This is a genomic window from Nostoc sp. KVJ3 (assembly GCF_026127265.1).
Lineage (GTDB): Bacteria > Cyanobacteriota > Cyanobacteriia > Cyanobacteriales > Nostocaceae > Nostoc.
In genome coordinates this window covers 2,781,014-2,793,934 of the sequence record NZ_WWFG01000001.1, presented here as the reverse complement: position 1 = coordinate 2,793,934, position 12,921 = coordinate 2,781,014, and the positions used below count along the sequence as shown (strand labels likewise).

General features: G+C 42.1%; 6 protein-coding genes. 4 read left to right on the top strand and 2 right to left on the bottom strand.

Annotated features, from left to right (window positions below; genetic code table 11):
• Positions 1-35 precede the first annotated feature (35 nt).
• Entirely contained in the window at positions 36-6,092 is a 6,057-nt protein-coding gene (locus GTQ43_RS10870; protein ID WP_265272617.1) for a beta strand repeat-containing protein, read from the top strand.
• A gap of 196 nt (positions 6,093-6,288) precedes the next feature.
• Here GTQ43_RS10870 and GTQ43_RS10865 read toward each other — a convergent pair whose 3' ends face one another.
• Positions 6,289-8,190: an aspartate kinase gene (locus tag GTQ43_RS10865; protein ID WP_265272616.1), complete on the bottom strand. Its 1,902-nt coding sequence runs from the start codon at positions 8,188-8,190 to the stop codon at positions 6,289-6,291.
• Between the two features lie 1,341 nt (positions 8,191-9,531).
• On the opposite strand from GTQ43_RS10865, the gene GTQ43_RS10860 reads away from it, so the two are divergent.
• Positions 9,532-10,467, top strand: coding sequence for a M23 family metallopeptidase (locus GTQ43_RS10860; protein ID WP_265272615.1), 936 nt, complete (start codon positions 9,532-9,534; stop codon positions 10,465-10,467).
• A 121-nt stretch (positions 10,468-10,588) separates the two neighbouring features.
• Complete coding sequence (locus GTQ43_RS10855; RefSeq protein ID WP_265272614.1) at positions 10,589-11,128, top strand: late competence development ComFB family protein; 540 nt, start codon at positions 10,589-10,591, stop codon at positions 11,126-11,128.
• Positions 11,129-11,256: 128 nt separating this feature from the next.
• Here GTQ43_RS10855 and GTQ43_RS10850 read toward each other — a convergent pair whose 3' ends face one another.
• Positions 11,257-12,228 carry a L,D-transpeptidase gene (locus GTQ43_RS10850; protein WP_414859097.1) on the bottom strand — a complete coding sequence of 324 codons (972 nt, stop codon included), beginning with the start codon at positions 12,226-12,228 and terminating at the stop codon, positions 11,257-11,259.
• A 279-nt stretch (positions 12,229-12,507) separates the two neighbouring features.
• On the opposite strand from GTQ43_RS10850, the gene GTQ43_RS10845 reads away from it, so the two are divergent.
• The gene (locus GTQ43_RS10845; RefSeq protein ID WP_265272612.1) at positions 12,508-12,660 is read left to right on the top strand and encodes a hypothetical protein; all 153 of its coding nucleotides are present in this window, start codon (positions 12,508-12,510) and stop codon (positions 12,658-12,660) included.
• The last annotated feature ends 261 nt before the right edge of the window (positions 12,661-12,921 follow it).

The window sequence follows — 12,921 nt, the reverse complement described above, 5'->3', positions numbered from 1 at the left end:
CAATAAATATTCACACCAACCTACTTATCGCAAACATGGAAACAGATTTATTGAAATTAAATGGAACGAATTTAGATAATTTAACGAATAATCCAGAAACCTTATTATCTAAAACATTTTTGGCAGATTCTAACCTTTCTCTAATAGCAAATACTAAAACAGGTAGTATGCTACCTTGGTCTGCTCAATTTATTAATCAATTATCTGGGTTAACTCAAACAACTCAGATAGGTTTAATACTCGAAGGAGATGAAAGTAATAAGGTCTTGATTGGAGGTAACAATAACAACCTCTTACTTCGATTAGATAAAAATGACAAACTAACTGGGAACAACGGCAACGATCTCCTCATCGGGGCTAATCGTCGAGATTTATTAGTTGGTGGTTTGGGACAAGATGGCTCTAACAATTCATTCTCCATATTTTCAGTCAGCAATCGATATGACAATCTAATCGGGAATGCACAGAATATTTCCTCTAGTAGTGTCCAGTCAGAAACTAACACTATTTCTACTATCCTCCAGCAGGATGTATACCCAACACTACAGAAATTTGTTCAGTTGCCTAATTTTCAGCAACAGATGCAATTTATCTTCGGAGATCGTGTCAACATTGAAAAACTAAATCAAATAGCTGATAGCTGGCAAAAAGCTAGTTTCAGTACCCTGCCATCAATTGAAGTCCGAGACAAATCTGTATTCCCCACAACTACAATAGGTGTTTTTGCAGGAGAGATAGACAAGATTTATCTATCGCAAAAATTATTAACTCACGGTAAAAGTGGAGAAATTGCTGATACCATCTTTGAAGAGATTGGGCACTGGCTCGATAAACAAATAAATGTAGCAGACACACCCGGCGATGAGGGACAATTGTTTGCAGCAGTTGTTACAGGGAAATACCTTAATGCTAATCAAATTGCAGATATTCGTGCTGAAGATGATTCAACCACAATTTTTGTTGATGGTCGATTTTTAACAGTTGAGCAAGCTACTCTACCAACGATTACAGTCGCGACCACCGATGCTAACGCCGCAGAAACCATCACTGGGCAAACTGCAAATCCTGGTAAATTTACCCTAACTCGTACCGGAAGTACATCTTCATCTTTGACAGTTAATTATGCTGTTGCGGGTACTGCAACTAATGGGACAGATTACCAAACATTAACCAAGAGTGCTACTTTTGCAGTCGGTTCAGCCACAACAATAATTAATTTGACTCCCAAAGATGACACCTTAGCAGAAGGAAATGAAACAGTTATTCTGACCTTGGGAACAGGTACGGGTTATACAGTCGGGGCAGTAAAAACGGGTACGGTAACGATCGCAGATAATGAGATTCTACCAACGATTACAGTTGCGACCACCGATGCTAACGCCGCAGAAACCATCACTGGGCAAACTGTAAATCCTGGTAAATTTACCCTAACTCGTACCGGAAGTACATCTTCATCTCTGACGGTTAATTATACTGTTGCGGGTACTGCAACTAATGGGACAGATTACCAAACATTAACCAAGAGTGCTACTTTTGCAGTCGGTTCAGCCACAACAATAATTAATTTGACTCCCAAAGATGACACCTTAGCAGAAGGAAATGAAACAGTTATTCTGACCTTGGGAACAGGTACGGGTTATACAGTCGGGGCAGTAAAAACGGGTACGGTAACGATCGCAGATAATGAGATTCTACCAACGATTACAGTCGCGACTACCGATGCTAACGCCGCAGAAACCATCACTGGGCAAACTGCAAATCCTGGTAAATTTACCCTAACTCGTACCGGAAGTACATCTTCATCTCTGACGGTTAATTATACTGTTGCGGGTACTGCAACTAATGGGACAGATTACCAAACATTAACCAAGAGTGCTACTTTTGCAGTCGGTTCAGCCACAACAATAATTAATTTGACTCCCACAGATGACACCTTAGTAGAAGAAAATGAAACGGTTATTTTGACCTTGGGGATAGGGACAGGTTATATCCTTGGGGCAGCCAAAACGGGTACAGTAACGATCGCAGATAATGATCTTCTACCAACGATTACAGTCGCGGCGACCGATGCTAAGGCCGCAGAAACCATCACTGGGCAAACTGCAAATCCTGGTAAATTTACCCTAACTCGTACTGGCAGCTTAACCCAAGCCCTGACAGTCAATTACACCTTATTAGGGACAGCAACGAAGGGAACAGATTATACAAACCTGACGGGAACGGTGAGTTTTGCGGCGGGTTCAGCTACAGCAGTCGTCAATATCACACCGATTGATGACAATATTCTAGAAGCAAGTGAAACCGTTATTTTCAGTATCACGTCTGGTACCAATTATAAATTAGGTACAGCGATCGCTGGTACGGTTACTATCGATAATACAGATCCAAAAGGACTTGCTGACTTTCTCTGGGATAAAGGGTCAACAGTTACCCAAATTGCTGTAAATCTAAAAAATCGGGGCTTTGACTTACCAACAATTGCAAATAGCATTAAGTCGGGAGTTACCAAGAGTGATGGAACTAATCTTAACTACATTGATGTAGCGATCGCTCTCTGGAATAGTGGTTATAGTATCAATGGCAGAAAACTGGCAGATTTGCTCTGGGATCAAGGCGCAGACCAAAAACAAATTGGTCAGGCGATGAAATATTTAGGGCTGAGTTTAGAAACCATTGCTGATAGCGTTAAACGAGGTATTACCAAGAGTGATGGAACTGGACTGAATAATATTGACGTAGCGATCGCTCTCTGGAATAGTGGCTATAGCTTTAATGCCAGAAAACTGGCAGATTTACTCTGGGATGAGGGTGCTAATCCCATAGAAATTGGGCAGTCAATGAAGTATCTTGGCTTAAGTTTAGAAACTATTGCCGATAGTGTTAAATGGGGAATTACTATTGAGGTAATTTCCCAAAGTGGTGGCACTGTGGTAATCAAGAATCCTGATTACCACCAGGTAGCTGAAGCTTTGTGGAATAGTGGTTATAGCCTTAATGCAAGGAAGCTTGCTGATTTACTTTGGGATAATAGTGCTAGTCAACAAAAAATTGGTCAAGCTTTCAATTATCTAGGCTTAAGTTTAGAAACTATTGCTGATAGTGTTAAATTCGGAATTACTAACAGTGATGGAACTAATCTTAACTACATTGATGCGACTATCGCTCTTTGGAACAGTGGATATGGTATTGATTCAAGGAAACTTGCAGACTTACTCTGGGATGAAGGAGCTAGTCAACAACAGATCGGTCAAGCAATGAAGTACCTGGGTTTAAGCTTAGAAACTATTGCCGATGCTATAGATGATGGAGTTACCACAAGTGATGGAACTAGTCTTAACTACACTGATGTAGCCATAGCTTTATGGAATAGTGGTTATGGTGGTGCTGATGGTCTTAATTCAAGAAAACTTGCTGACTTACTCTGGGATGAAGGAGCTAGTCAACAACAGATCGGTCAAGCAATGAAGTACCTTGGCTTCAGCTTAGAAACTATTGCCAATGCCATAGATGATGGAGTTACCACAAGTGATGGAACTAGTCTTAACTACACTGATGTAGCCATAGCTTTATGGAATAGTGGTTATGGTGGTGCTGATGGTCTTAATTCAAGAAAACTTGCTGACTTACTCTGGGATGAAGGAGCTAGTCAACAACAGATCGGTCAAGCAATGAAGTACCTTGGCTTCAGCTTAGAAACTATTGCCAATGCCATAGATGATGGAGTTACCACAAGTGATGGAACTAGTCTTAACTACACTGATGTAGCCATAGCTTTATGGAATAGTGGTTATAGTGGTGCTGATGGTCTTAATTCAAGAAAACTTGCTGACTTACTCTGGGATGAAGGAGCTAGTCAACAACAGATTGGTCAAGCAATGAAGTACCTTGGCTTCAGCTTAGAAACTATTGCCAATGCCATAGATGATGGAGTTACCACAAGTGATGGAACTAGTCTTAACTACACTGATGTAGCCATAGCTTTATGGAATAGTGGCTATAGTTTTGACACAAGAAAACTTGCCGGACTTCTCTGGAATGAAGGAGCTAGTCAAGGAGATATTGGTCAGGCAATAAAGTATCTTGGCTACAATTTAGCAATCATTGCTGATGCTATGGATGATGGCCCTATTAACTTTAACTACATTGATGTAGCCATAGCGCTATGGAATAGTGGCTATAGTATTGACACAAGAATACTTGCGGGTCTCCTCTGGAATGAAGGAGCTACTCAGGCAAATATTGGTCAAGCAATAAAGTATCTTGGCTACGATTTGGCAACCATTGCTGATGCTATGGATGATGGCCCTATTAACTTTAACTACATTGATGTAGCCATAGCGTTATGGAATAGTGGCTATAGTATTGACACAAGAATACTTGCGGGTCTCCTCTGGAATGAAGGAGCTAGTCAAGGAGATATTGGTCAGGCAATAAGGGATCTTGGCTATGATTTGGTAATCATTGCCGATGCCATAAAGAATGCACCAGGCATTGGTTTTAATTATATTGATGTAGCCTTAGCCCTATGGAATAGTGGTTATAACATTAATGGGGGAACAGTTGCAGCTATTCTCTGGAATAAAGGATATAACCAGGGAAATATTGGTCAGGCTCTAAGGGTTCTTGGATTCAGTAACGAAGACATTGGTTATGCAGTAAGAAATGCACCTGGTATTGGTTTTAACTATAGTGATGTCGCTCGAGCAGTTTGGGACAGTGGGAATCAACCATCACTATATACGATCGCTGATATAGTAAAATCCTTGGGAGGAAAATATGGTGACATATATGGCGCACTCAAGGAAGTTGGAGCTTCTGATTTCAACGCCAATTTGTTGGCTTTACGAGCATCGTTTCAAAACCTTGTAAACCGTGTCTTTAAATATACTGAAAAGGCAGGTAACGCAACTAAAGATGTTTTTGAGGATATTAAAGAATCTGTCGTCGATAATCCTGTCACTCAAATTGTCTTATTGCCATACACCCTTCCTGCTTCCATCGTTGTCAATACCGTCGAGGCTGTCAAGACAGGGGACATTGAAGTAATTGTTGATGGCTTGAAAAAGATTCCTGTTCTGGGTACTGCTGTTGGTGTGATAGATGGAGTCATTAAAGCTGCTAATGGGGATAAAAAAGGGGTTCTTAAAGACTCAATCATTTCAGCCTTGGCTTTTTATGGGGGATCAACAGTTATTACTCCCAAGATGGTAGATTTTGCGGTTGATATATTCTGGGAACTTAAAGATTCAGATTATAAAGGGGCTATTTCAGCATCTCTTGAAAATCTGGGAATGCAAAAAACAGTTTCCGATCTTTTTGTTGCTGTAGCTTGGTCAGCAGTTGCAAATAGTAATTGGGAAAGTGTAATTAATGCCGCTCTAACTAAAGTTGGTTTTAATAATGCCAATTCCTTCGTTAATATGGCATGGGATATTATTGACCAAAATTACAAAGAAGCTCTCAAAACTGGACTACAAGTGGTAGGTTTTACCAACCTTGGGATTAATCAAGCCAAGGCAGATGCATTTCTTAACCTTACAGTTGCCATTCGAGATGGAAAACCTAATCAAGCCGCAGACATTTTAATTGCTCTCTCTGGCAATAATCCACAGGTTATTCAGAGCAGTTGGATTAAGGATTTGAAAGATGGAAACCTAGCTAACGATCGCCAAGCGATTCAATTAGGACTGTCCAACTTAGGTTTTCAGGATGTCACGCAATGGGTAAATACCATTTGGTCTGTTAAAGACGGAAAATATCTCGATGCCGTATCTGCTGTTCTAGCTCTAGGGAAGTTTGCCCAAGGTCAGGATTGGGTAAAAATTATCGATAATTTGCAAAAAGAGAACTATGGCGAGGCATTATCCACAGCGTTTAAGTTAGCTAAATTCCAAGATGGTCAATCTTTAGCTGATGCAGTCCTTGCAGTCAAAAAAGGAGATTATGTAACAGCATTTTATGAAAGCCTCAATTTAATTGAAGGCGGGCGTGATTTAGCTGATGCCTTCAAATACCTAATTGACTTCGATCTTCAGGAGTTTATAACCTCAATGATTAATGCTGCTCCTCTTCTCTTAAAAGTCTTAATTTAAGTCAGGAGAACAATCAATCTGGGCATATTGGGGTTCCACCACGATTATGCAAAAGTGTGATTCGTTCGCTCGAAATGGGTAGTAATACTTAGAAGATGAGCGGCAGGTTGAAAATTAACTTGGGAGAAGACTGCATTTGTCGCTCTTCTCCCTATCCATAACGTAATTACAAATTACGAATTGTTAAAATTCATTTCTACGCTGGTACAACAACTTTCTCACTACCAGCCAGTCCAAAAGCACTATGAATAGCTTGCAAAGCTTTAACACCTTGCTCTTGTGCCACAACACAACTAATTTTAATTTCTGAGGTGGCAATCATTTGAATATTAATTTGGTGTTGGGCTAGCGCTTCAAACATTTTTGCCGCAACACCTGGTTGTCCCACCATCCCTGCACCGACAATACTTACTTTCGCGATCGCATTATCTAAAACAACTTCCCCCCATCCTAAATCTGCTGCTACTTGGGTAAGCATTTTTTTGGCATTTTCCCCGTCTATCCGCGAGACTGTAAAGGCAATATCTCGCCTGGGAACACCATTAATCACCCGACAGCGCTGAGATTGGATAATCATGTCAACGCTAATATTATGCTGCGCTAATAGTCCAAACAACTTTGCCGCCATCCCTGGCCGATCTGGTAATTGGCGAATAGCAAGACGTGCTTGATTCAAGTCTAAAGCAACACCGCGAACGGGAGGGTGATGGGGGGATGAGGGGGATGAGGGGGATGAGGGAGATGAGGGAGATGAGGGAGATAAGAGAATTAATTTGTCTCCCCCTACTCCCCCTACTCCCCCTACTTCCCCTGCTCCCCCTGCTCCCTGCTCCCCTCCCTCTATTTCAAAGGCGGTGCGGAGTGCTATAACGGCGCGATCGCATTCTGCGGCATCGACTACGCAACTTACTTTCACTTCGCTGGTGGAAATCATTTGAATATTCACACCAGCCTCAGCTAGGGTGGCAAACATTTTTGCAGCCACACCAGGACGGCCAATCATTCCTGCACCTACAATGCTGACTTTGGCAATGTTATGTTCTATCATTACCTCGGCTTCGTCAGATTTGGGGTTAGATGGATTTCTCAGTGCAGGGGCGATCGCTGCGGCTACTGCTTCTGCTCGTTTTAATATTGGTGTTGTCACAGTAAAAGCAATGTCATTACTGTTACCTTCATGAATTGACTGAATAATCAAATCTACGTCTACTTTTTGCCGGGAAATTTCACCGAATAACCTTGCTGCTACGCCTGGTTTATCGGGTACGCGCAACAAAGCGACCTTTGCTTGGTCAGTGTCAAATTCGACAGCATCCACCGGACGGGCAATTTCGAGATTGATTAGCGATCGCCCTTGGGGTTGGGCTGATGTCACCCAAGTACCTGGCTCATCTGTCCAGCTAGACCTGACTACAAGGGGAACACCATAGTTCCGAGCAATTTCCACAGCGCGGGGATGCAACACTTTTGCACCCAAGCTGGCTAGTTCCAACATTTCGTTGCAGGTAATGGCATCCATCAATTGGGCTTGGGCAACTAAGCGGGGGTCTGTAGTTAGAATCCCTGGAACATCTGTATAAATTTCACAAAAATTTGCTCCTAATGCGGCAGCGATCGCCACCGCCGAGGTATCAGAACCACCGCGCCCCAATGTTGTGATTTCCATTTCCCCGGCGTTAGATGTCCCTTGGAATCCTGCTACAACAACTACTTTACCCGCATTAATGTGGCGACTGAGGCGAGTAGTTTCTATATGCAAAATCCGAGCGCGGCTGTGTTCTGCTTCGGTAACAATTCCTACCTGAGCGCCAGTCATTGAGATTGCGGGCTGTCCGAGTTCCTGCAAAGCCATGCTCAGTAAAGCGATCGTTACTTGTTCACCAGTGGAAAGCAACATATCCATTTCCCGGCGGTTAGGATTGGGAGAAATTTCATTAGCGAGTTTGACGAGTCCATCGGTGGTTTTTCCCATTGCCGAAACTACTACTACAAGCGAGTTTCCAGCTTTGACAGTTTTATAAACACGCCCTGCAACAGCTTGAATGCGTTCTACCGAACCGACAGATGTACCACCGTATTTCTGAACTATGAGCGCCATAACTTTTATGCAATCAATTGTATCTGTTTTGCTCAATGCCTCCGCCGGGTTAGGAAGCCTTGAACATATTAATAGCCCGCATTTCTCACAAGCCCTGCGATCGCTATGACCAAACCTTTATCAGGCTCAGATTTTGAGCGTTTTAGACACTGCATGAATCACAGCAGTATGTGAACGGGGTATTTTATCTCTAGTCTAAGTGGCATAAGCGTTTTGGGCTACTCGTTTAAACCTTTGTGAGAAATCCGGGATAGATATTTAGTTTAGTGACATACTCCTACACTGTATGCTTGCATACAGTGTAGGCTTCTCATCCAATCCAGCTATTGCTTCGGAGGCGATGAGCTTTGTTTTAAGTCCACGGAATGCCCTACCGCAGACTGTAAATTTCTTACCTTGTACCCTACAAATTTTACAATCCTGGATGAGATGCTGGCTTATTTGCGCTATAGGACAAACCCGGAGGTGATTTGTATTAATCAAGATGTGCCTACTTGCTTTTATGCTGTGCAACGGAGTCGCTTACCAATAATCGTAATGCTACTGGACAGAGGCTTATCAGACACCAATAGGGGTGAAGTCAACCAAAATAATTATATCAAAGAATACGTATCTCACAAATATTTTGTTCGTTTCCTCCATGTCCTCCTCCCTCGCTTTCAGCATTGGTCGGAGGACTGTCGTCAACTCACGCGCAATTCATCTCACGCTTCCACTTTGCGGTAAGACGTGAGGCTTCAAGAGTTTCAAGCTAAACATTGTGTAGTATAACCAACCATAAGTTGATTAAGCTATAGGACTCATATTTGATTTTTTAAAAAACTCAGTGCAATTTAAAAAGGCTTCTTCCCTACTCACCACTCCCCACCTACGCAAATAATTTCATAAATCAAATCGGATTGCTATAGTCTAGTTTGTATTATTCAGATACTGCATACTTGGTTTGCGTGATTTACGTACACCAAATTCCATCTAACAGTGTAGGATGAGTATCCAGTTGAACAAGTGTCCAGTTGATTCTAAGATTTTCTTCAAGTATTATTATGTAATGGCTATAATCCCAACAGTTTTTTTTGTTGCTCAACAAATGATACCTATGGCTAGTCATCCATAAAAACCTCTTTGCCATCAATCTAGTTAAACTTTCAGATAATTGACAATTAAAGTTAGTACCAATTCACGAAATTACACCTACAAATCATTCTCTCTTATCTCCTAACCTCTTCCCCTGTGCTGACCATAAGTCCCTGGTGGTTTTCAATAACATCGACTTCCACAGGAAACACTACTAGAAATAAGCTAGTCTATTTTCCAACACAAGCAAGGGATTTTTATAGCTCTATGATTATTGAGAATAATGCTAGTAGTTCAAACAAGAAATTGCTCGGTTTTGATGTCAAAACTTTGACAGCCAATCGCCGGACAATAAATGTGTTGAAGGGAATATTTGCCGTTCTCCCTCTCACCTTGACACTACCTGTAGATGCTTTACAAGTAAAGGTGATTCCTACTAATCCTAAATTAGGGGATACACTCTCGGTAGAGATTAATCTAGATAATCCTGAGAATGGTACAAATCCAACAGTGGTGAGTGGTAATAATACATATCCAGCCTTTGAAACTGCTCCTAATCAGTATCGGGCTTTTGTTCCCACAACTCCACTAGAAAAAGCTGGAACTAGAACACTTCGGATTGCAGGGGATGGTCAAGTACAAAACTTGGCAGTGAACGTACTTAATCGCAAATTCCCCGTACAACGCATTACTTTGCCACCTGGCAAAGCCGGAGTGGATGCTACAGAGTATGAACTTAAGCGCGTGGCGGCTTTCAAGGCACTACAAACACCAGAAAAGTATTGGAATGGAGTATTTCTGAAGCCAAATGCAGGGCGGATGAGTACAAACTATGGTGTACGTCGCTACTATAATGGTACATTTGCAAAGGACTACTATCATCGTGGTCTTGACTATGCTGGTGCTGCCGGTTCACCCGTGATTGCCCCAGCCTCTGGACGAGTTGCTTTGGTAGGTAGAGTATCCCAAGGGTTTCGGATACACGGTAACGTCGTTGGCATTGACCACGGTCAAGGAGTAACCAGTATTTTCATGCACCTAAGTCGGATTAACGTTAAAGAAGGTGATTTTGTGAAAGCTGGTCAAGTAATTGGCGCAGTAGGTTCAACAGGTGCTGCCACAGGGCCACATTTGCACTGGGGTCTGTATGTCAACGGCCAATCTGTAGATCCAACACCTTGGCAAACTAAGGCTGTTAACTAGTAGAGGCAGGATTGATCGCGTCTGTGTATAGTTAGTGTTTTTTTTGCTGAGAATTAGGCAAAACAAATTGGATTGATACCGTCACTACCTTGCTTGGCAAACATAAATAATGATAAGCGTTATGAGTATCGAAAAAATTGTAGAACAAGCTCTCCAAGATGGTTATTTGACACCAGCAATGGAAGCAGAAGTCGGTAGAATCTGTGACAACGCCTCGGAACTCTCTATTGAAGAGTATATGGCGCTGGATCGGCTCATGGGAGCGCTATTGACTGGTGAGGTAGTGGCGGTACCTCGGAAACAATTCATTAACGTCATGGAAGAATTGGTATTGACCGAAGCGATCGCTCGAGTCGCAGAAATTGAAGCTACCAGCGAAAGTTCTCTAGATGTTGGGGATATTGCTGCCTACGCTCTCAATCGGCTGCCACCCCTTTATGCTACTACAGAAGAAGGTGCTACCTTCCAGCGTCAAACTGCTGTGGCACAACTGCAAGACTTAATTTCTCAGCAAGTAAGCGAAGCGATTAACCGTTACCTAGATCGACCCGATTTCTTCCCAGAACGGCAAGCTTTAGGCAAAAACACTGGCAACGAGGTTGTACGCCAAGTTAGTGCTTTACTCCAGACATACGCACCTAATTTTGAGCAAAAATTATAATTTTAAGGGCATTGGGAATTGGGCATTGGGAATTGGGCATCGATAAGAGACAGGGGGGAGACAAGGGAGAAACTTGTTGAATAATGAATAATTCTCCCCTTGTCCTCCCATTCCCCATTCCGCTTAATTCAATTACGCACTAAAACCGTTGTCCCTATACTCACTTGCTCATAAAGCATTCTGACATCAGAATTACGCATTCTTAAGCAGCCGTGGGATACAGCTGTTCCTACTAGATCGATATCCGGCGTGCCATGAAAGCCAATTTCATTCCGTCCATCTGACCAAAAACCAATCCATCTGTCTCCCAAAGGGCTATCCGTACCAGCTTGAAATACTTTGCCCGTAATTGGGTGACGCCAAATCGGATAGTGTCGCATATGGATCACCTGGAAAGAACCTGTAGGCGTTTCCCAACCTTTCTTACCAACAGCGATTGGGTAGCTGGCTATCACTTCATCTCCTACATATACGTAGGTGCGGCGATCGCCTAAATCAACCACCACTTGCGTTTTAGCATCTGCTACTCTATTAGATGGTATTTGTTGGGCTGAAGCTTGAGACCATAAACCTTTTGGCCAACTATCTGCAACTGGATTTTGGCTTTCTACTTGCGCCACCAGCCGCGTCTTAGTTGGTAGTTCGGTTACTTTAACTACATTTTTATTAATGATTTGGGGCTGAGTTTGAGGCTTAATTGCCGAAGACCTGAGTGGAAGTGTCTTCCGAACTATTCTGCTTCTATCAGCTACTTTCGCGACATTTTTCTTAATTATTTTCGACTTAGTTGCAGGCTTAATAGCAGAGGACTTTGGTGTAACCGCCCTCTGGACAGTTGAGCCTTGGGCAACTTCACCAGGTGGCACAGATGCACCCAGCGCAATTTCTCCTAAATTCACTTGAGAAAGATTCTTATAGACTCCCTCCGAGTGACTTCCCTTGGAATTGCTTAGGGTAGAATCTCGCCGCATCAAAGTAGATGCAGACTTCTCAGATTGCCGTTGTGCCGTAGTAATGCGCCAATGGACAGCTAAAGATAAAAATGCTGTGCCAAAACAAAGCAACATTACCATCCGCCCTAAAGATTCGTTTCTTGCCATTGCCATCGCCTATTGTTTATCCCTGACATATCCAGCCGACCAATTGGATGCGTTCATCATCCGCTTATCAAAAATTTATCAATACTTATCATTTCCGCTATAAATCTGCCAACACCTCTGGGCAAACTAAGACTATATAAATTGCCCCAGCAGCAAAACTCCAAGTGACCGACCTCATTTCTCCAACGTTCTAGGGGTTGTAAGCCAATACTGGGATTTTCTGATGGAACTTTTGCAATGTAGCAATCAATGATTAGTGGTGTAGGTGGGAGAAAAACCATGTTTGAAAAACTATTGCTAGCAGTCACAATTACATTTTCCCTTAATTTATTTTTTCAAGTTCGCGTCCCAGAACAACATAACTCTGGTGCTATCTATGGTTCACAACTACAACAATCAGCAACTATTCTGGTAACAAAATCAAAAAAATAAATCACCATTATAGTAACCACAGCAACCCAACTCCCAAAAATTATTACCTGAATTTTAAAGGTATCAAGAAGTTAGAATTAGAGTACTCCAAGTAAAAAAATGCCCAATTGACGGGTTTTGGATCATTTATTTTTGGAACACTCTTACAAAAATTTTATCTTCATCCTTAATAACCAAATTTAATTATTTTTATCAAGCGTATATACCCAGTTGCTAAAAGTACTAAAATGTGCATATAATTACGCCTTTGTGAGTTGATGA

Bases quoted from the DNA above. Each gene is read 5' to 3' on its own strand.
- GTQ43_RS10870 (WP_265272617.1), top strand. From the start codon at position 36: ATGGAAACAGATTTATTGAAATTAAATGGAACGAATTTAGATAATTTA.
- GTQ43_RS10865 (WP_265272616.1), bottom strand. From the start codon at position 8,190: ATGGCGCTCATAGTTCAGAAATACGGTGGTACATCTGTCGGTTCGGTA.
- GTQ43_RS10860 (WP_265272615.1), top strand. From the start codon at position 9,532: ATGATTATTGAGAATAATGCTAGTAGTTCAAACAAGAAATTGCTCGGT.
- GTQ43_RS10855 (WP_265272614.1), top strand. From the start codon at position 10,589: ATGAGTATCGAAAAAATTGTAGAACAAGCTCTCCAAGATGGTTATTTG.
- GTQ43_RS10850 (WP_414859097.1), bottom strand. From the start codon at position 12,228: ATGGCAAGAAACGAATCTTTAGGGCGGATGGTAATGTTGCTTTGTTTT.
- GTQ43_RS10845 (WP_265272612.1), top strand. From the start codon at position 12,508: ATGTTTGAAAAACTATTGCTAGCAGTCACAATTACATTTTCCCTTAAT.